16 protein-coding genes are annotated in these 21,375 nt (G+C 43.2%); all 16 read right to left on the bottom strand.

What is annotated here, in order from left to right; translation table 11 throughout:
* Positions 1 to 19 precede the first annotated feature (19 nt).
* A complete protein-coding gene (locus tag FFM57_RS05400) occupies positions 20 to 991 on the bottom strand; it encodes a sugar ABC transporter substrate-binding protein (RefSeq protein ID WP_137599506.1) in 972 nt (323 codons plus the stop codon).
* The gene (locus FFM57_RS05395; RefSeq protein WP_212741491.1) at positions 981 to 2,858 is read right to left on the bottom strand and encodes a cache domain-containing sensor histidine kinase; all 1,878 of its coding nucleotides are present in this window, start codon (positions 2,856 to 2,858) and stop codon (positions 981 to 983) included. Before FFM57_RS05395 ends, FFM57_RS05400 begins: the two co-directional genes overlap by 11 nt.
* The gene (locus FFM57_RS05390; protein WP_137599505.1) at positions 2,848 to 4,458 is read right to left on the bottom strand and encodes a response regulator; all 1,611 of its coding nucleotides are present in this window, start codon (positions 4,456 to 4,458) and stop codon (positions 2,848 to 2,850) included. The genes FFM57_RS05395 and FFM57_RS05390 overlap by 11 nt, the downstream gene beginning before the upstream one ends.
* A 309-nt stretch (positions 4,459 to 4,767) precedes the next feature.
* On the bottom strand, positions 4,768 to 6,417 hold the full coding sequence (locus FFM57_RS05385) for a galactose/methyl galactoside ABC transporter permease MglC (protein ID WP_137599504.1): 1,650 nt from the start codon (positions 6,415 to 6,417) through the stop codon (positions 4,768 to 4,770).
* 19 nt (positions 6,418 to 6,436) lie between these two features.
* Positions 6,437 to 7,945 (bottom strand): sugar ABC transporter ATP-binding protein, encoded by a 1,509-nt coding sequence (locus tag FFM57_RS05380; protein WP_137599503.1) that lies wholly within the window; start codon positions 7,943 to 7,945, stop codon positions 6,437 to 6,439.
* Between the two features lie 200 nt (positions 7,946 to 8,145).
* Positions 8,146 to 9,435, bottom strand: a complete 1,290-nt coding sequence (locus FFM57_RS05375) for a substrate-binding domain-containing protein (RefSeq protein ID WP_137599502.1) — start codon at positions 9,433 to 9,435, stop codon at positions 8,146 to 8,148.
* Between the two features lie 269 nt (positions 9,436 to 9,704).
* Positions 9,705 to 10,874, bottom strand: coding sequence for a trans-sulfuration enzyme family protein (locus tag FFM57_RS05370; protein ID WP_137599501.1), 1,170 nt, complete (start codon positions 10,872 to 10,874; stop codon positions 9,705 to 9,707).
* A 280-nt stretch (positions 10,875 to 11,154) separates the two neighbouring features.
* Positions 11,155 to 12,588: a 6-phospho-beta-glucosidase gene (locus FFM57_RS05365; protein ID WP_137599500.1), complete on the bottom strand. Its 1,434-nt coding sequence runs from the start codon at positions 12,586 to 12,588 to the stop codon at positions 11,155 to 11,157.
* Complete coding sequence (locus tag FFM57_RS05360) at positions 12,575 to 13,999, bottom strand: 6-phospho-beta-glucosidase (RefSeq protein ID WP_137599499.1); 1,425 nt, start codon at positions 13,997 to 13,999, stop codon at positions 12,575 to 12,577. Before FFM57_RS05360 ends, FFM57_RS05365 begins: the two co-directional genes overlap by 14 nt.
* A 79-nt stretch (positions 14,000 to 14,078) precedes the next feature.
* Complete coding sequence (locus tag FFM57_RS05355; protein WP_137599498.1) at positions 14,079 to 15,977, bottom strand: beta-glucoside-specific PTS transporter subunit IIABC; 1,899 nt, start codon at positions 15,975 to 15,977, stop codon at positions 14,079 to 14,081.
* A gap of 132 nt (positions 15,978 to 16,109) precedes the next feature.
* Entirely contained in the window at positions 16,110 to 16,958 is an 849-nt protein-coding gene (gene licT, locus FFM57_RS05350; RefSeq protein ID WP_137599497.1) for a BglG family transcription antiterminator LicT, read from the bottom strand.
* Between the two features lie 219 nt (positions 16,959 to 17,177).
* The gene (locus tag FFM57_RS05345) at positions 17,178 to 18,074 is read right to left on the bottom strand and encodes a ribokinase (RefSeq protein ID WP_137599496.1); all 897 of its coding nucleotides are present in this window, start codon (positions 18,072 to 18,074) and stop codon (positions 17,178 to 17,180) included.
* A complete protein-coding gene (locus FFM57_RS05340) occupies positions 18,071 to 18,859 on the bottom strand; it encodes an epoxyqueuosine reductase QueH (RefSeq protein WP_137599495.1) in 789 nt (262 codons plus the stop codon). Before FFM57_RS05340 ends, FFM57_RS05345 begins: the two co-directional genes overlap by 4 nt.
* Positions 18,853 to 19,707, bottom strand: a complete 855-nt coding sequence (locus FFM57_RS05335; RefSeq protein WP_137599494.1) for an aminoglycoside 6-adenylyltransferase — start codon at positions 19,705 to 19,707, stop codon at positions 18,853 to 18,855. Before FFM57_RS05335 ends, FFM57_RS05340 begins: the two co-directional genes overlap by 7 nt.
* Positions 19,708 to 19,735: 28 nt before the next feature.
* Positions 19,736 to 20,236, bottom strand: a complete 501-nt coding sequence (locus FFM57_RS05330; RefSeq protein WP_137599493.1) for an NUDIX hydrolase — start codon at positions 20,234 to 20,236, stop codon at positions 19,736 to 19,738.
* Between the two features lie 114 nt (positions 20,237 to 20,350).
* Entirely contained in the window at positions 20,351 to 21,220 is an 870-nt protein-coding gene (locus FFM57_RS05325) for an Rgg/GadR/MutR family transcriptional regulator (protein WP_170999902.1), read from the bottom strand.
* Positions 21,221 to 21,375 lie beyond the last annotated feature (155 nt).

Genomic DNA, 21,375 nt, shown 5'->3' with positions numbered 1-21,375 from the left:
CTACTACTTCCTTTCTTCCCTATTGGTTCATCATAAATAAAAGTTCCTGATTTTCTTTAGCAAATAATGTTTCTCGACGCAACGTGTAGTACGTGGTGTCCATAGTTTTCCCTTGCCAAAAGTGTAAGCTTAAACGCTTGGCCGTCTGGCGCAAACTTTGATAGCCAATACTAAATTCATCCGGCACAATGACACACTCCAGTTGATCCGTATCCAAGTAATAAAGGGCTTCGGTGGAGTGGCCAATCCCGTAAACAATCGCGCCTTTTAAGTCGTGATTGGCAGCAGTGGCGCCGGCTGCGGTCAAACTGTCGTCGTCTAAAGCCACCACGATATTGACTTTCGCCCTTTTCCCCAGCACGGTGGTGCGCTCCGTGGCGGCAAAATCCGCCACAGTCCACGTCACGCTCCCGCCTTTTGCCGCAATGGTTTCGCTAAAGCCCCGCGCGCGGGCTTTCATGGTTTCCGTTTCACTATTCGTCAGAACTAAGCCAATTGTTTTAGCCGTCAAATTGTCGGCATAATCTTTTAAAAGCTCGTTAGCTAAATGCTGGCCCATGGCGTAATTGTCTGGTGAGCTGGTGACAAAATTGGGGGTACTGGTGGCTAATGGGGTACTGGCCCCTAAAAGGAGGACGGGTAAACGTTGCTGTAACTTTTGCAAATAAGTCGTCTCGGCCGTACTGGCTAAAGGCTGAATGATTAACGCATCCGCCCCATTAGCAATTTCTTGTTCGATAAGAGCTTGTTGCTGCTCTAAGGTCATGCTGCCGCTAGTATCCGCCACAAACATTTCCACTTGGTGGTCTTTGGCTGCCATCTTCAAGCCAGACTTTAAAGTAGTCCAGCGGTTATCATCAGAATCTGGTAAAATCACGGCGACTTTCCCCACTACGGACTCCGTTTTTTGATTCAGCATCAAAGTCCCTAAGATAATAGCCACTATAGCCAAAGAAACTTCAATTAAAATAAAAATTTTATTATTTTTCATGGGCGGCCTCCTGACTTTGTTCTTCAATCATGGCTTCGCCGCCAAAATTATAACCTTGTTCTAAAATTTGACGATTTTCTTCCGTGTAAGGGATCGCCGGAATCTTAATCGTCACGGTCGTTCCTTCGTCTAGCTTACTGGTGATAGTCACGCCGTACTCTTTACCAAAGAAGAGCTGAATCCGTTTGTGGACGTTGACTAGCCCTACACCGGAGCCTTTTTTATGGGCTTCGGGCCGATCCGTCAGCAATAAATCAATTTCATCAGGTGCAATGCCAATGCCATTATCCGTCACCGTCAAGACAATATCTCCCGCCACTAAACGGCCGACAACTTTAATTTCGCCACTATCATCAAGACCTTTTAAAGCGTAGTTCAAACTATTTTCTAAAATTGGCTGCAACACAAGTTTCACGATACATAACTGATTTAACGCTGGCTCCACCTCAAAAGTCACCGCAATCGCCTCTTTATAGCGCTGCTTTTGAATATTCATGTAACTTTTAGCGTGCTGCAGTTCATCCGCCACAGGAATAATCGTCCGTCCTTTAGACAAACTAATCCGAAAAAGTTTCGCCAACTGAGTAATCATAAAGACTGCCCGATCATTTTCCTCCCCTTCAATCATCCAGGTGATAGACTCCAACGTGTTATAAAGAAAGTGAGGATTAATCTGACTTTGTAAAACATCCAGTTCGCTTTTCCGCCGTTCATTGTGTTCTAAAATAATCTCTTTCATCAATTGATCAATCTGTTCATAAGACTGTTGAATAGACTGGCCTAAGTGGCGAATTTCCGTGGAGCCCCCTAAATAAATCGCCGGTTTTGCCCCGGCACCAGCTTCGTATTCCATGACAGAAGCATTTAACTTTTGCAAAGGTCGCGAGATCCGCAACGAAATCATCCGGTTAATAACGACTAGAACCATCGCCATCAAGACGACATAAAGAGCAATAAAGAGTCCCGTTTGAAATGTATCTTGGGTAAAAGTCGCCGCAGGAATGACCCCCACTAGTTTCCAGCCGGTATAACTAATATCACTGACTAAAACTTTCCGCGCTGCTCCTTGAAAATATTCATCATGGACGCCTTCTTGGTAGTGGACAATGGCGCTATTATTTTCCGGCACAATTTTTTTACTAATCTGCACTTGTTTCGGGTGATAAATAATATTGCCGGTACTGTCACACAAGTAATAATATTTTTTGCTACTCTGGCTGTTGAGTTGCTCCAACATATGGGAAATTTTGTAGTAGTCCATATCCACTAATAAAACGCCTAATTGCGACTCGCCGCTATTGTTCAGCTCCACAGCCCGGGCTAAAGAAATCACCCATTCATAGCGCATCGTCCCGTTGTCAAATAGGTTTTGAATATGCGGGGTGGAAAAGTGAATGTTTTCCATCTCTGAGAGGGCTTGTTGGTACCACTCTTGGTTGGTGACATCGGGGTCTTCTTTTTGCGAGGCGACTGGTTCAGCCAACACTAAACTGCCAAAATTATTGTAAATGGCGATACTGGCTAAATCGTCTTTGTTGCCTTCGTATAAGATGTTCATGCCGCTATGGATCGTTTGCATTTGATTGGAAAAATCATTTTCCTTCACCACGTTGTAATACGCAGTATCGGAAATTTGGCGCATCCGCATTAAATAGTCGTCCATCGCCTCTTTCGTTTGACCAATCATTTCTTGGGTGGATGCGACTTCTTTTTGGCGCGAAATCGCTGAGAAACGTTGGTACAATAAGACGCCGGTAATTAGAATAATCAGCACCGACAGCACTGAAAACGTCAGCATCAGAATGGATTGCATACTCATATTTTTAAAACGACTGCTGGTTTTAAGCTCCTGATTATTATGCTTCACGATTGGTAATCCCCGTTCGATATTTCACCGGCGATATGCCGAAGCGCCGTTTAAAAACGTAACTGAAATAATTAGGATCCGTGTAGCCTACTCGTTGACCAATGACGTAACTCTTTTCGTCGGTCTCCAGTAATAAACGGGAAGCCCAATCGAGGCGATAATCCGTCAAATAACTAATGAAGGATTTTTCTGTCTCCCGTTTAAACATGGAAGAAAAATAAGCGTTAGACACGCCGAGAGCTTGGCAAACATCATCTAACGATAAACTCGCTTCACTGTAGTGATTACGCACGTACTCTTGGGCTTTTTGCACCAAGGTCGCCGTTGTCTTACTCCGGGCATTCCGCAATTTTTCATGGAGGTCGATACTAATCGCCGTTAACCACTGGCTTAAAGCATCCGGCTCTAAGTCTGGCAAGTTTGCGTATAACTCTTTCAAATTGCCGGCAAAAGCTTCCACCGTTAAATTATTATTGGCGGCAAAACGATAGAGGGCGCCAATTAATTCGGCCACGACGACGGTATGCTGTTGCCAAGTCTTGGCGGAAGCGTAGACGTGGTCTAAGTATTGCTGCGCGGCTTTCGTAATGGCGGCCACCGGACCGATGTGAATTTTTTTAAAGAGTTCTGCTAATTCCGATTCGTCAACTAAGTTAAATTTTTCCATCTCTTGGGGGGCGATTTCTTTAATGTTAATCACCCGCGAGGCGCCGTATAGTCCGCGGTAAGATACCGCCATCCGGCCGCTAGTATAAGATTGGTCTAAATCCAAAAGTTCGCCACAGACTTGCCCAATCCCCATCGTCACTACGGCCCGCAAAAGCCGCAAAATATATTTACAAAAACGATCACACTCATCCGTTAAGCTGGAAATTTCATTTTCATTGGCTAGTTGCACCAGCATAATGGTGTCTCCTAAATAAGTAAAATAGGCCACGGACCATTTTTTCCCGAAGTATTCTTTGGCTTGCTTTTGGACTGAAGCCACCACTAATAAAGGATTCATTCCTTCCGGTACTTGGCTCAAGGACGTGTGGAGCACCAGACAACAATAAAAAGGTCCCGTCAAAGGAATTTGGTAATCCTTTAAATATTTTGCTAGCTCCTCTTCTTTAATCCGCCCTTCAATTAGCGTCGAATAAAAGTTAGTCTGCATTAAAGGTAACGAGTCCTGATAATACTGTTGCAGGCTTTCCACGTTGCGACTTTCGCTAATCTCCCGGTCTAACTTTTCTTTTAACTGACTAAAAATTTCCGTCAGCTCTAAAGAACTCGCGGGTTTTAAAATATAATCCCCAACTTCCAGCCGAATCGCTTCTTTAGCATATTCAAACTCATCAAAGCCGGTGAAAATTAACATTTTTGTCGCCGGATAATCTTCTTTAATCCGTTGCGTTAGTTCCAGGCCGTTCATATAGGGCATGTTAATATCCGTCATCACCACGTCTGGCTGGTATTTTTCCACCAACTCTAACGCTTTTAACCCATTGTCGGCAAAACCAATGACGGAAAAACCTAACTCCGCCCAATTCATTTTTTTATTGATGGCTTTTAAAACATCTGCTTCATCATCTACTAATAATAACGTGTACGTTTCCATGTGATCCCTCATTATGTAGTTAATTATGGCTCTTTTCCTCACGTTTTTACGTCACTGGCATTATAGCATGATAACGCTATCATCAACATAGTGAATTTTTAAATTCCTAGCTAGATAACAACATTATTTATAATCTATCATGTATTAACGAGTCAATCCCAGTATTTATCTACAATTCAGATTCTCTCCTTATTATTAAATGACTTAAAAACGGCGTGAGAAAATAGCAAAATAAGAGAAATATCACAAAAACAGTCGTCCTATTTTCGGATACTTCTCTTATTATCCTGTTGTTTGCTGTTTAAAAATTTATTTCTTTTGTACGTATTTCAAGCAGTCTAAGGTTACGGCTACTAAGATGATTAAACCAGAGAAGACGAACTGCAAGTTAGTATCAATCCCTAAAATCGTCAAGGCGTAAGTTAAGGCGGTGAAGATAATTACCCCCACAACAACCCCAGAGATTTTACCAATCCCACCAGTGAAGGAGATACCCCCTACCACACAGGCGGCGATGGCGTTCATTTCCCAACCTTGACCATAAGCGGCTGAACCTGAACCTACCATGCGGGCACATTCTAACCAAGAACCAAAGCCGTATAAAATCCCAGCTAAGATAAAGGCGCCTACTGTTACGGCAAAAACAGAAATCCCAGAAACAGCAGCGGCTTCAGGATTACCACCCACAGCGTACAAGTTTTTCCCAAAACGCGTCTTGTTCCAAATGAACCAAACCACTACAATCGCCGCTAAAGCCCAGAAGATAATGGTTGGAAAACTATTTAATTTCGGAATAATCATGTTGGGAATCGCTGGATCAATCGCCCCGAAGGAAACCCCTTTAGTGGCATAAGTGACTAACCCGAAGATGATTAACATGTTAGCCATCGTAGAAATAAAGGGATGCATTAAGAATTTTGCTGTAAAGAGTCCGGCAATCGTCGTAAAGATGGTACATAACACCACACAGACCACTAAAGCTAACACAACTCGGCCTCCTAAAGACATATGGGAGAAGTCGAAGATGTGTCCCATCACACCACCAGTATTGATGCCTTGGTGCATGATGATGGTCGCAGCCGTCATCCCCATCCCCACCATCCGGCCGATGGAAAGGTCCGTCCCGGTTAAGAGAATCAACCCAGCTACCCCTAAAGCCAAGAACATTTGTGGCGAAGCTTGTTGCAAGATATTCAAGACGTTGTTGTAAGTCAACAGTGGCGAACCTTTAATAATTGGCGTCACAATTGCTAAGATGATGAAAATAATTAAAATAGCAAAATACAAACCATTGCGTAAGAGGAAATCCCGACGATTAAAGGAGTACACGTAATTTTCCCGTCGTTGATCAAAAGTTTCTTTGAAGGAGAATTTCGATAAGCGCAACAAGTCCAGCAAATGATACTTATGGGTAAAGGCTAAGTGTTTGCGATCTTTAATTTCCCGCAGCTCGCTTTGTAAGTCCATCTTGGCATCAAATAATTTATTTTTGTGGACGTATTTTTCTTCTTTGATTTCTTGATGGTCAGAAAGTTTGGCAATCGCTTGTTGTTGCTCTTTTTTCAATTGCGCCACTTTAGCTTGATATTTTTCTTTAGCGGCGACTTTTTCAGCGGCACAACTAGCGACAACCGGTTGGTAGTATTCCTTGTCAAAGTGCGCTTTAATGTAAGTCTCAGCTTGGCCAATAAGTTGGGCGATGGCTCCTTTATTTTTTTCTTCGACTTTTTTCGCTTGTTCCAATTGTGTTTTTAAGTTGGTGATTTTAGCGGCTTTTTCATCTTTAGATAAGCTGCGATCCCGTTTAGCACTTTCAATGGCACTTAAAGTGGTAATCACTTTGTCGGTCCCGTCTTGCCGGAGATCGTTAATTTGTTTTTGAATACCGCCTACATACTCGTCAATGGGCTGACGCAGTTGTAATTCATCCGCGGCACTAAGAATTTTTCCAGTTGCCATACTACTTTTGTCTCCTTTGTTATAGGTATTTTGCACTGAGTCTTAAGAGTTCTTCTTGGTCGGTTTCTTTGGTGTTGACGATGCCGGATAAACGGCCGTTAGACATGACGCCGATGCGGTTGGTGATCCCTAGAATTTCTGGCATTTCCGAAGAAACCACAATCACTGACTTCCCTTGTTTCGCCATTTTAATAATCAATTCGTAAATTTCATATTTGGCCCCGACGTCAATCCCCCGGGTTGGTTCGTCCATCATGAAGACTTGTGGATCGCGTTCTAACCATTTCCCAAAGATGACCTTTTGTTGATTCCCCCCAGATAAGCTGGAAATAGAATCATTAGGTCCCATGGCTTTTGTCCGCATGGTTTTAATTTGTTTCACCGTCGCCTTTTCCATCTTGGCATTGGACAAAGCCACCCCATTTTTATAACGGGGTAAGTTGGTGATAGTGGTATTAAAAATTAAATTCCCTTTGGCAAAAATCCCGTTGGCTTTCCGCTCTTCAGTAATCAAAGCAAAACCGTGATCCATCGCTTCTTTGGCGCTGTTAAAGTTCATCAACTTATTGTTGAAATACACGCGACCCGCAGCCCGCGTCCGAATCCCGAAAATTGTTTCCAACAATTCCGTCCGGCCAGCACCTACTAAGCCGTATAAACCAAAAATTTCTCCTTTACCCACATCAAAAGACACATCTTGCAATTGCGGCTCAAACTTGGTGGATAAATGACGAATGGATAAAATGGCCTCACCTGGCGTGTTGTCCACTGGTGGAAAACGATTTTCCAAGGAGCGGCCCACCATGGCGGCAATCAATTCATTCATGTTGGTATCTTTCGTACTCTTGGTAGCAACTAACTTCCCATCTCGTAAAACAGAAACTTCATCACAAATTTCAAAAATTTCGTCCATCTTGTGGGAAATATAAATTAAAGAAATGCCTTGCTCCCGCAACATCTTCATCATTTCAAAAAGTTTAGCCACTTCTTGCACGGTTAAAGAAGACGTTGGTTCATCCAATACAATCACTTTGGAGTTATAAGAAATCGCTTTGGCAATTTCACACATTTGTCGTTGCGACACGGACATGGTGCGCATCGGCTGACTCAAGTTCACCGTGATGCCCAGCTTTCTAAACAGTTCGGCGGCTTCTTTTTTCATACGGCGTTCGTCCACCATCCCCATGGAATTAACGGGATAGCGACCTAAAAATAAATTGTCCACCACATTTCTTTCTAAACATTGGTTTAATTCTTGGTGCACCATAGCAATGCCGTTTTCAAGGGCATCTTTAGGTCCAGTGAAGCTCACTTCTTTATTTTCCAAGAAGATGCTGCCTTCGTCTTTTTGATAGGTCCCAAACAGGCACTTCATCATGGTAGATTTACCAGCGCCGTTTTCCCCCATCAGCCCCATCACGGTGCCGCGTTTCACATCTAAGTCAATGTGATCCAGCACGCGGTTGCGGCCAAAAGACTTGCTCATACCTCTGATGGATAAAACGATATCGTCTTTCTCTGCTGTCATTATTTTTACCCCTGTAAACTTCTTTTGATATTTTCTGCTTCCAGTTTTTGTTGCTTGGTCCACCGTGAAATCAGAGAAATAGCGAAAAAAGAACATCTTGCTTTTTGTGCTATTTCTCTTGCTTCACTAAAAAATGAACCAGTTTTATTTGAAAAGGGGACTGCAACAAGCTCCTGTCACAGTCCCAGTTCCCTTTAAGCTTATTGATTCAAGATAGCGGTATAAGATGCACCATTATCAGTTTTCACCATGTTAATGGCAAAGGCATCGTATTCACCAGGATTTCCTAAACGGTTGGTAATGTTGGATTCTGTTTGACCATCACCAGCGATATATTCAACATCTAAGTTCATTAAATCATCGTAGGCTTCTAAAAGTGGTTGGTAAGTAGAACCTAAGAAGTTATCAGAAGAGTTGTAAATATCTAACCAAACTTTCTTTTCAGGTGATTTTGTTTTATCTAATTGTTTAGAAACAGGTTCGTAAACTTTTGTTGAATCAGTAAAGTCTTTGTAGTTATCAGCAGTAACCGCAACGTTTAAGGCATAGTAAGAACGTTCATCTTCTTTATACGTGTAAACATCTTCGCTTAAAACATTCCCAGCTTCATCAGCAGTCCCAATCCCTGTATCAACATCTACGCCATCTAAAGCGTTCCGTAAAACGCGTAAAGTCAAGTAAGCTTGGACGTCAGCGTGTTGGCTAATGGTCCCGCCGTACCCTTCAGCAATAGCGGCAACAGCATCACTGTTGGCATCATAACCAAATGTTGGCACTTTGTTTTCTTTTGACCAAGAGTTAAACATGGACATCCCCATCCCATCGTTGTTAGAAGCGATGACATCGATTTGGTCGCCCAAAGAAGAAGCCCACGTGCTGATGGCGTTCCCGGCAGTAGCGGCATCCCAAGTTGCCCCAGAATTATTTTTCATTTCTTGTGAAGCAAGTTCTCTGATTTTGTAAGTTTTACCATTGACATCTAAAGTCCCATCTTGGACGATAGTTGCTTTCCCATCAGCGTTCGTCCCGATTGGTTCACTGTTAACGGCGCCATCTTTTTCCACGCCAGTTCCGAGGGCGGTCCGCACCCCACGTGTCCGCGCAATGGAGTCGTTGTGACCAACATCCCCAATCGCTAATACATAGCCAATGACGCCATCGCCATTGCGGTCCACTTTATCAATATTTTTTTCAATGTATTCTTTAATCATGGTTCCTTGAACTTCGGCCCCTTGCTTCGCGTCAAAGCCCACATAGTAGGTGTTGTCGTTGTAGCTTAAAGCGTTCATGTCTAATTCACCTGTCGAACTGTTGGAAGGTTGACGGTTAAACCACACTAAGGGTTTATCTTTGTTAGCTACTTTAGAGGTCGTTTTGTCTCCGCTACCGGAATCACTTGAGCCACCGTCTTTACTGGAGCCGCAAGCTGCTAATGAAACAGTCAAGCCTAATGCTAAGGCCAAGGTTAAAAATGCTGTTCTTTTCTTCATAAATCTTTACTTCCTCCTTTTCGGCGCTTTTGTTAGCGCTTTAGTGTCCTTAGTATAGCGTTTACATTCGTGAAAAAACATAGAATATTTTTTCGTCAGTATTGAAATTTTTAAGCTTTTTACTAATTTCCGGAAAAATTTTCCCTAAATTGGGAGAAATCACGCGCCTAAACGCTTAAATTGCGCAACAAAAAAGAGAAGTGCGTCAACACTTCTCACAAACAAACTTATTCATATCTTTTGGCTGCTGAAATCAGCATTTTTCCTATTTAGCGTTCGACCGGCACTTTAACGGCGACTTTTACAGCAGCTAAGGCTTGTTCTAAGTCGGCTAATAAATCTTCCGTGTCTTCAATGCCCACGGATAAACGTAGTAAACCATCCGTTACGCCTTGTTTTTCCCGCTCCGCTTTGGCCACACAAGCGTGGCTCATGGTGACGGGATAAGATAAAATGGATTCCACGCCCCCTAAACTCACAGCAACAATGGGAATTTTTAAAGCGTGGGAAAAAGCAAAGACCGCCTCTTGATTTTCCAGCTCAAAGGACAGCACTGCACCGCCAGAAGTTGCTTGCTTTTGTTGCACAGCATATCCCGGATGACTCGGTAAACCAGGATAGTTTACTTTTTTCACCACCGGATGATTTTCCAACATCTCACTAATAATTTGTGCACTCTTGGCGCTTTGCTCCATGCGCAGGCCCATGGTTTTTAAGCCCCGCATCGTCAGCCAGCAATCCTCAACGCCTAAAATGCCGCCTAGTACTTTTTGTTGTAAAAAGATTTTGTTGTGCCACGCTTCATCGTTAGTGACGACAATTCCCGCCACCACGTCGCTATGGCCGTTAATAAATTTAGTAGCACTGTGAATCACCACATCAACCCCCATTGCCAATGGTTTTTGAAATTGCGGCGTCATAAATGTATTGTCCATAATCGTGGCGAGCTTGTATTCTTTAGCAATAGCCACCACGCCTGCAATATCCGTCACTGACAAGAGGGGATTAGAGGGCGTTTCTAAATATAAGGCGCGCGTATTAGGTTGAATCGCCTTTTCCCAAGCACTTAAATTGGTTTCATCCACAAAAGTCACTTCAATACCAAAGCGTTCCAGCGCTTCATTGACTAATTGGAAAGTCCCGCCATAAATACTTTTACACATCACGAGATGATCACCTTGCTTGAAGCTCAGCAAAACAGCAGAGATGGCTCCCATCCCTGAAGCAAAAGCCGTTCCATACTCCGCATCTTCCATTGAGGCTACCGCTTTTTCTAAAGCAGTCCGTGTCGGATTACCAAAACGCGAGTAAGTGTACGGTTGCCCAACTTCAATGGAAATCTGCTTAAAGGTCGAGCATTGGTAGATGGGAATCGACGAGGCACCCGTCATTTCATCAAAAGCATTGTAACCGTGAATCAACTTGGTATTATTTTTCATGGCGTTTCCTCCTTTTTATAATTTCATCTTAACATTTTTAGAAGCGCTTTCATTTTTATAAAAAGTGTTTCTTCAAAAAACTTAGCGTCTTTTCAGAAAAAACTAAGTCATTTTCTAATAGAGAAGAATCGTTATTTTTGTTAGAGAAAATCCTTTATTTTCTTTACTTAATGACTATTCAGAATAATTATTTTTTAGTGCTAGCTTTTCAAAAGTTCTGCATAATAAAAAAAGTGGTAGACAGCTCCTTGCGAAACTGCCCACCACTCTTTTTGTTGAATTAATCGTTACTTAAGTCTGCGCCATTGGTGGCGATGACTTTTTGATACCAATTGAAAGATTTTTTCTTGCTGCGTTTTAGCGTCCCCTGGCCATCATTATTACGATCCACATAAATAAAGCCATAACGTTTCTTCATTTCCCCCGTGCCGGCGGAAACTAAATCAATGCAACCCCAAGTGGTGTAGCCTAAAAGCTCCACACCATCTTCTGTAATGGCATCATCCATCGCCTGAATGTGGGCGGCTAAGTAGTCGATGCGATAATCATCGGCCACATACCCCTTTTCATCTGGCGTATCCACTGCGCCTAAACCATTTTCCACAATAAAGAGGGGCTTTTGGTAGCGATCATATAAGGCGTTCATGGTGATGCGCAATCCAAGAGGATCAATTTGCCAGCCCCATTCGCTAGCTTCCAAATACGGATTTTTCACGGAAGCAAAAATATTACCAGCCGTCTTGGCTAATTCATCAGGGTCTGTGGTGGCCACGCGGGAAGAATAATAAGAAAAGGAAACAAAGTCTACGGGGTGGGCGGCTAACAGTTCTTCATCGCCTTTTGCCATCACCAACTGAATTCCTTTGCGCGCCATTTCTTTTAAGGCGTAGTTAGGGTATTTGCCCCGCGCTTGTACATCAATAAAGAAATAATTCTCGCGATCTTGTTGCATCCCTTCCCAAACGTCCGCAGGTTTAGGCATGTAAGGATAGTAATTGCCGGCGGCTAACATACAACCTACTTTGTTTTCCGGGTCAATTTCATGGGCGATTTTAGTAGCTAGAGCACTAGCCACTAACTCGTGATGGGCCGCTTGATATTTTACTTGCTCTTGATTTTCCCCAGGTTCAAAGTAGAGGCCCGCCCCCATAAAGGGCGCATGTAAAATCATATTGATTTCATTAAAGGTCAGCCAATATTTCACCAAACCTTTGTAGCGACTAAAAATCGTGCGACAAAGTCTTTCATAAAAAATAATCAGCTCCCGACTCCGCCAAGCGCCATATTTTTCTATTAAATGCATGGGGCAATCGAAGTGAGTGATGGTGACTAAAGGCTCAATGCCGTGCTTGTGGCATTCCTTAAAGACATCTTCGTAAAATTTTAAGCCTTCTTCATTAGGGGTTTCTTCGTCCCCCTTAGGAAAAATACGGCTCCACGCGATGGATAAGCGATAGGTTTTAAAACCCATTTCGCCAAAAAGCGCAATGTCTTCTTTGTAGCGGTGATACATATCGATGGCTTCTTGTGCCGGATAAAAATGATCCTCATCAAAGTTAAACATTTTCTTTTGCCCGGCAATTACTGGAAAACGATCCGGTCCGGCTGGTACCACATCTACATTGGCCAAACCGCGGCCACCGTCGCGATACCCTCCTTCACATTGGTTGGCAGCGGTAGCCCCGCCCCATAAAAAGTCTTTAGGAAATCCCATCTAAGACTGCCTCCTTCTCGTTTTCTTTAGCGGTTAATTCCCGCGCTATTTCATCTTTAATCGTCAGTCCTTGTGCTTTTAATTCCGTAATTTTTTCCGCAAACTGTGGCAAGTAAGCCGCATGGGCTAAGAGCAATTCGTCCAGCACTTGTTTAGCAGTATTGCCGGAAGGAATCAAAGGGTTAATGATAAAGGCTTGTAACAAAGTCCCATAATTTCCAGTGACCGCCGCTTCAATTGTTAAAAGCTCCATGGCTTTCATGACTTGTAGCCAGCCTCGTTCAGCCGTTGGTAAGCTGCCAAACGCCACGTTACGCGCCCCACCAGCGCCTACATAAGCCGTCACTTCCACTACACAATCAGCCGGCAAGTCTGGACACGCCCCATTATTTTTAGTGGAGACGACAATTTGCGTATCTTTATTGCTATAAATCGAAGCAATTGTTTCACAAGCCGCATCAGAATAATAAGCCCCACCCCGTTGCTGTAATTGCTCTGGCTTGTAGTTTAAGGCTGGATCTTTGTACAATTCAAAAAGTTCTGCTTCCGTTTGTTTCACTTGTTGGGCTCTGGTGCCAATTGTTTCATAATCTTCTAACGCATGGGCCAACATTTCTTCTTGCCGGTAGTAATAACGATGATAGCCACAAGGAATCAGCTGCATTTGCGCCAATTGCTCGTGATAAAAAGGCAAATCATAAATATTTTTCGGCAAGCCATTTTCTTCTGTTTCTAACCCGCGAATCATCTCCATCGTCCGATCCTTACCGGTTAAATCCGTTACCTTATGCCAGTGAAAATGATTCAAGCCTATAAATTTATAAATCAATTCATCTGGTTCCACGCCTAAAATTGCTGGTTCCACCATCATGGCCATCACTGGCACATTACACAGACCCATGACTTTTTCCCATTTGCCGTAGCGCACCACGGCTTCTGTCACCATGCCACTAGGATTGGTGAAATTAATCAACCACGCATTAGGACACAGCTCTTTCATATCTTCCACAATATCTAAAATTACTGGCACCGTCCGCAAAGCTTTAAAAATTCCGCCGGCGCCATTGGTTTCTTGGCCTAACATGCCGTAAGAACTGGGAATCCGTTCATCTTTCACGCGGGCATCTAGTAAGCCCACGCGAAATTGCGTCGTCACAAAATCAGCGTTGACTAACGCTTCACGCCTGTCCAAAGTTAAATGAACCGTCACATCATAAGGACTGGCATCCCACATTCTTTGGGCCATCGCCCCGACAATTGCTAATTTTTCTTGACCAGCCGGCACGTCCACTAACCAAATTTCAGCAACCGGTAATTCGTCATAGCGTTTAATAAAACCTTCCATCAACTCTGGCGTGTAGCTAGATCCCCCACCAATCGTGACAATTTTAACACCCTTTTTTTCGGTCATCTGTCTTTCACTCCTTTGGCTTTAAATGGTGCTGACTGCAGCCGTCTCTTGCCACAGTCAGATTTTTTGCAGTCACTACTTAAGTCAAAGCAGTTAACAATTCATCGTTGGCCGAACTTAAGGACGTTTTTTCCGTCTCTAAAATATCTAAATAGTCTTTCGTGTTGGTGACAATGACTGGCGTTTCCGTGCTGTAGCCAGCCTTTTCGATGGCTTCTTTTTCAAAGGTTACTAAAAGGTCACCACGTTTTACCTTTTGCCCTTGAGTAACGTGGGCGTTAAAGTGTTTGCCTTCCAGTTGTACCGTATCAATTCCAATGTGAATCAAGATTTCTAAGCCTTGTTCTGAGACGATGCCAATAGCGTGTTGCGTTGGGAAAACCGTTACGACAGTTCCATCAAAAGGCGCAACAACTTTCCCTTCTGTTGGATGAATTAAGACGCCTTTACCTAAAGCACCCGTTGCGAAAGCTTCATCTTTAGCCGTACTTAAAGCCGAGACTGTACCGTTAAGCGGGGCCATGACAATTTCTTTTTTACCATTACTAGTGGTGGTCGTCGGTTCCATAATTTCTACCGTGTCGTCTTGCCAGAAGAAGAAGGTTAACGTAAAACCAATCACCATCGCCATGACAATTGCAATAATGGCATAAATAGCCCCCATTGCTTCACCAGTAGTATTGTTAATGAAAGACGGCACCATGAAAACACCTAGGCCTCCCATCGTATATTGAATGACGCCCATTTGCGCTAAGAAGGCACCACTGATCGCTCCCCCTACCATGGAGAAAATAAATGGTTTTTTCTTCGGTAAAGATAAACCGTAAATCGCCGGTTCCGTGACCCCACAAAGACCAGAAATTACCGCAGGAATTACCAAAGCTTTTTCTTTCGGATTTTTCAGTTTGAAGTACATGGCAGCCACTGCCGCGGTTTGAGCAAAGCTCGCCCCAAAAGTTCCTACTAAAGCCGTGGAGTAGCCCATCGTCCCAATTTGAATAATGGCAATGGGAATCACACTCCAATGGAGACCAAAAATTACCAACAACTGCCAAAGGCCACCTAAAACTAAACCAAAAAGTAACGGTGAAAAGGCCATTAAGTTGTTGAAGCCAGCTGCTAATAAGTCGGTTAAGAAGCTAATGACTGGCCCAATGGCTAACAAACCGATGGGGATACTAATCAATAAGACAAAAAATGGTACAAAGAAATTTTGAATGACTTCCGGAATGACTTTACGGGCCACTTTTTGAATTTTACTAGCAAACCAGACAACGATAATCGCCGGTACAACACTGCTGACGTAGTTGTTAGCAATTACCGGTAGGCCGATAAATTCCATATAGACCGGACTAGCAAAGAGACTGCCAGCAAAAAGCGTCCGTAATGGATCTCCCACTCCGGCTAAAGCATCCAACTGAATCGTGGGATACACCATGGCCGCCCCAATCGCTAAACCGACATACTGGTTGACGTTGAATTTTTTTGCCGCCGTAATCCCCACGGCAATCGGCATAAAGTAAAAAATTGCATCGCCAATGGCATTCAAGATAATGTACGTCCCGGAAGTATCCGTTACCCAGTTAAAAGCGACAAAGAGCGCCAACATCCCTTTAATCATCCCGCCAGCCGCTAAAGCTCCTAGGAAAGGTTGGAAGATGCCACTTAAGACGTCGATTAACTTATTGAAGACACCAGAAGTATTGCTATCTCCCATATTTTCAGCCGAAAGACCAGCCGCACTCATGACTTCTTCATAGACATAAGGCACGTGATTCCCAATGACCACCTGATATTGGCCACCGCTTTTCATCACCGTCACGACGCCCTCCATATTTTTCAACACTTCATCATTCGCACGACTTTCGTCTTTTAATTTAAAACGTAAGCGGGTAATACAGTGGGTTAAGCTGTTGATATTTTCTTTGCCCCCCACATTTTTCACAATCTGTGCTGCCAGTTCTTGATATTTTCCCATTTGTAATGCCTCCAATTAAATTTTTTTCATTGAAGGTTTAGCCAACTGAATGTCACTATCCACCGCCATGCTCCTACATCGCCGCCTCACCAATGGGGGTGAGACTAAAATTGCCATCCTCCTTTTTTAAAATTAAGTTAACTGGCGATCTTTTTGCGCTAAACGCGCCAAGTGAATCGTCAGGTAAAGTTGTTCATCGCTGGACAAGTGGTGCTGAAATTTTTCCGCCACGTAAGTAGCAATCTTTTGCACTCCGGCAAATGCTGTCGGATACTTCCGCTGCACTAAAAAGAATAAGTCGTCCGCACTTTCATCTTCGTGGGTTTGCGCTTGTAATAAACGGGAGACAAAAAAGCGCAGATGGGCTGAAAAGCGATAAAAGTAAACCGACTCTTCGTCAAAGTCCATCTTAAAATGGCGCCGGGCGATGTTTAAAATATCTTGCATCGTTTGCGTGAGCTGCGTCATGTCTTCGTCTTTCGTTTCTCCTTGCGCGTTGACCAAGTGTAACGCAATAAAACCCGCTTCATCATCACTTAACTGGATGCCGTAATTTTCCCGCACCTTGGCAATGGTCTTTTGACCGATGGCGTACTCTTTGGGGAAGAAACGTTTAATATCCCACAATAAAACATTTTTGACTTCCACCCCTTTTTTGGCGCGTTCCACACTAGTGTAGAGGTGATCGGTTAATGACAAGTAGAGGGATTCATTTAAAGGGGTGTTTAATTTTTCCGTCGCGTATTGAATGATGTTGTCGGTAATTTCCACGTATTCCGCAGGCACTTCTAGTAAGAGCTCTTGGAATTTGTGAAATAAATTATTGTTATTCAGCTGGTACACTTTATCAATTTTATCTGGGGAAATAAAATCACCTGGTCGTTTATTAAAGGCCAAGCCGCGACCCATCACGACGATTTCCTGCCCTTTAGCGTCGGCGGTAATCACGACGTTATTGTTCAACACTTTTTTAATTTCCACGACCTTTTTCCTCCCGTCAAATACTGTATCCGCTACCATTTTTAGCAAATAAAAAACCTGAGTCTCAGTATCAGCTAGACTACGCCAAAGACGTCTGCTGCAACTAAGAACCAGGTTTAGCTTGGCCAGACCAATCACTATCCACGTGCTCAAAATATTATCTTACAATTATCATAAGAAAAGAAACGCAAAATGTCAACCGCTTTCATTCGCAACTTTTTAACTGTGCTTGCTTTGCGCTTCTTTCACGGCGGCCGCACTAGGCATGCCGGCTTGCGCCCCAACTTTAGTGGTGGCTAGGCCCGCTGCCGCATTGGCAAATGCTAGTGCGGCTGCTAGTTCAGCCCCCTGGACCAATTGGTAAACAAAGGCGCCGTTAAAGGTATCCCCGGCACCGGTGGTATCCACCACCTTTAAGTTAGCTAAAGCTGGCACTGTCATTACTTTTTGTTGGTGACGGTCAAAATAACTCGCTCCGGCAGCACCCTTGGTGACGACGATTTGGGGTGGTGAGCTTTGCAATAATTCCGCCGTCGTGCCCCTCCGCCCTAAAAGGTGCAATTCGTGCTCATTAGGCGTCAAGTAGTCCACCAACGGCCAAAGTTCTGGCGGTAAAACTTGGGCAGGTGCTGGGTTTAAAATGATTTTTTTGTTAGGAAACTGGCGAATGATTTGGCACAAACGAGTCACCACCGGCAATGGAATTTCCAACTGCAAGACAAAATAATCAAAGTCAGCAATTTGTTCGGCGATACGCTTTAAATAGCTTGCCGGCCAATCGTGATTCGCCCCAGGAATGACTAAAATCCGATTATCGCCCTCATACAAATTAATTTGCGCAACGCCAGTCGGTTGCGTACTACGGTGTGGAACAACTTTTAAGCCGGTGGCGGAAAGCCCCGTGAGAATTTCCGTAGCAAAAGCATCTTGTCCCACGGCAGTGAAAAAAGTTACGTCAGCCCCTAGCTTTTGTAATGCAACGGCTTGATTAGCCCCTTTGCCGCCTAAGTGCATGACAAAATCTTGTCCCGTTACCGTTTCGCCTGCTTGCGGTAATTGCGTAGTGGTAAAAACTAAATCTAAATTACTACTCCCCAGGACGGCAATTTTTTTCATTTAGCTTCCTCCTCGTCGGCACTTAGCTGCGTGTAATTAATCTGCACGGCCGCTGCAGACTGTGCTTCTTTTGCCGCTAAATAAGTTTTGGCGGCCCGCTTCACTTCTTTTAAGTCTACTCCTTGGGCTTTTGCGGCAAAGACACAACCGCAGTAACATTGACGGTAAACATCATACTCTTTACACAATTCAATGGAACGGGGATAGCCATTATTCTTTTTAAAATCTGACGGCAAGTAGTGAACGTTATAAATTTCTTGCACTTCGATGCCGATTTCATTAATCAAAGTGCTGTTTTTTTTCGGTGATAAGGTTAAAGCTGAACCAAAATAATCGTAGCCGAGAGCCAAAGCTTTTTCTGCCACTAAATCCAAACGCATTTGAAAACACGCACTACAACGGGCGCCCCCTTCAGGCTCTTGGGTCAAGTGAGCTTGGGTCATCACGGCGATAAAAGCATTAGGCTCATAAGGTGCTGCTAAAAACTCCACGTGATTCCCAGTTTTAGCGTTAAAGTCCTGGATGAAATCCCGCTGCACTTGTTCCCGTCTTAAATATTCTTCTTGCGGGTGAATGTTGGAGTTGGCAAAATAAATCGTCAAGTCCGCGTATTGACTGAGATACTCCAAAGGATAAGTGCTACAAGGTCCACAACAACTGTGGAGTAAAATTTTTGGTCGCTCCGCCTGTTGCTGCCAACCAGCAATCACTTTTTGCAATACTTTATCGTAATTTATTTTTTGATTGGGGCGAAATTTCGCCAACACTTCTTGAATATCTAACATGGAAATTTTTTCCTCATTTCTATGGTGTAGTCTTGGACACCTTTGGCTGACTGAAACGTGGACCAGCCTTGCCCTTGCGCTAACGCCTCGGAAACTTCACTAAAAAGTTCTTCGGTGGCTATTAAACTTTCCCAAATTTTTGTCAGACTCGTTAAATCTTGTAATTGGTAGAGTTTGGCCATGGTCTCTGCCGGCAAATAGCGGGCTAAATATTTATAATTTTTCCCGACGCTCACTTCAAAATCCGTCGCAAATCCTACTTGCCACGACAACAAACGTAACAACTCACCACGACAATTTTCATACAAGTGGTCACTGGCATAAAATAGTTCACCGCGACACAAGCCCTTCACTACATAGGTAGCCACCCACCAAAATTCGTTGCAGCTATCTAAAAATTCCGCTGCACTAGGTTTTTTCACCCAATAGACGCTGCTGTCTACTAACGGTCGTTCCGCCAAAAGTTCTTCTGGATCCCACAGCACGGTCATTAAAGGATTATCTTGCCACCACTCCGCTAGAGCAGACACTGGACACAACATTAAATCAAGCCGATTGCCATCAGTGAATTGCCGCAAAAAAGTATAACGTTCTCCTAAACTGTGGGGAAACAAAACTGAATTTTCTGGCTGTTGTTCCACCAAAACGTCGCCAAAAGCCCGCAACCAATTTTGGTTGGCAATTAAGTGTTCCTTTTCCGTCACCACATAAACAATATCGAAATCTTGAAAGCTATCTTTGGGGGCTTCGGCATTGGCCCGCGAACCATTTAAAGCCACCGCCCGTACTTGCGGCAACTCTTGCGCCACTTGCAAAATTAAGTTCATCATTTCTTCAGTACTACGCATTACCTTTCACTTCTTCCTTATCTATTCCTTAAGCAAACACCGGCTGAGTCAAAACGTCCCAGGTTTTATAGTGTACATCATGAACTAAAAACTTTTCCGGTGCCAAATAAAACTCACAGGCTTTTAACACTAAAGGTGAAGCGTTGGCTGGCGTTAATTCTTTTAAAGGTACCCATGCTGCCCCTAAAGAATCCTGTCCGGCAAAGGCCGTCACAGCTGCCGCCTGTTCAGCCACCAAGGCCGTCACGTGATAAAATACGCAGATGTGTTGATTGTGATGCCACGTCTGATAGTTCCACGGATAAGTAAAACTATAAGTGCCCACTTGCTGCGCCTGTTGAATGCGCCGTCCTGTTTCTTCTAAATATTCACGATAAAGACAATGTGCTAAAGCTTCACCATCTTCCAAAGAACCACCGGGTAAATCGTAGCGATTCTTGTACGGCCCGCCATTTTTCTTCATGACTAACAGCCGATCATGTTCTAGATAAAAACCATAAACGCCAAAAGCCCGATGATATTTTTCCATTGCAGCGCCCCCACCTTTCCTTATTCCATCGTCCTTATTCTAGCGGTTTCCCTTGCTTTACGCAATCTCACGGCCAGATAGCAAAAAGGAAACGCCGCGGCGTTTCCTTCACCTTTATTTACATTTTTCCTTCAATATCCGTTGCCGAAAGTTCATGAGGGTCTGATAATAGCCATCATGTTCCGTGGTACTGTAGATTTTTAGATATTGATATTGTCCTTTATTTCTTTTTCCCTTTACTATCTCTTCACAGATATCCTTGAAAAACTGGCAAACGATGCGCCAATGCAATCGCTCTAAATCTGTAGTGTATTCTTCCGTCAGTTGTAACGTCGCTAACAACAATGGGTATTCTTCGCTTTCAATCAAAGAAGCGCAGCTGTTCACGACAGCTTTAATAAATAATTCTTGATTTTTCGGTAATTCCAAATCTACTTTGTTCGGTAACGCTTTAATAAAATTCATAATACTAGAGGAATCTAAATACATGATCAAATTAGAAAACAGTGCACACTCAAAGTAGCGCCAATGTTCGACATTCTTCAAGTATTCTTTTAAAGTTGTTACAACTTGCCGTTGTTCATAAGAAAAACATTTAAAATCAAAATAAGTAGTCAACTTTGAAAAGAACTCCAGTGACTTTAAATAATAGCATAAATAAAAAATGTCCTTTTCTAATTCGTAGTGTTGATAAAATTCAGTAGCTAATGTTTGTAAGGCTGTTGCGTCTTTTCCTTGGATTGCCTTTTCTAAATTCCTTGTTAGCATTTTCTTGATATTTTCCTTACCATTTAGGAGCATCTCAAACTCATCTAAGTGTACATTAAGACGGTTAAGTAGTTTGAATAACCTATCCGATGAAATAGAATATCCTTGCTTTTCAAAAGAGGCATACGTACTTTGTGAGCAAATATCGGTGCAAAGAGCTTGTTGCGTAAGACCTTTATCCAGGCGAATAGTTCTCATAATTTCTGATTCTAACAAATACCTCATCTCTCTTTTCATATAATTCTTTTCTAATTTGTAGTCCATTATAGAGTAAAATTAGTGTCATGAGTATTTGATAAAGTCCATATAATTGTGTAAAAAGAAAAGGCCATATGAGTGCCTGATACGGTACAATGTTTTTAACCACAAAA

Source organism: Enterococcus nangangensis (assembly GCF_005405245.1).
In the GTDB taxonomy this organism is placed as follows: Bacteria; Bacillota; Bacilli; order Lactobacillales; family Enterococcaceae; genus Enterococcus_J; species Enterococcus_J nangangensis.
Note: the sequence above shows the minus strand (reverse complement) of the source record. Positions and strands in the feature narration are given on the sequence as shown.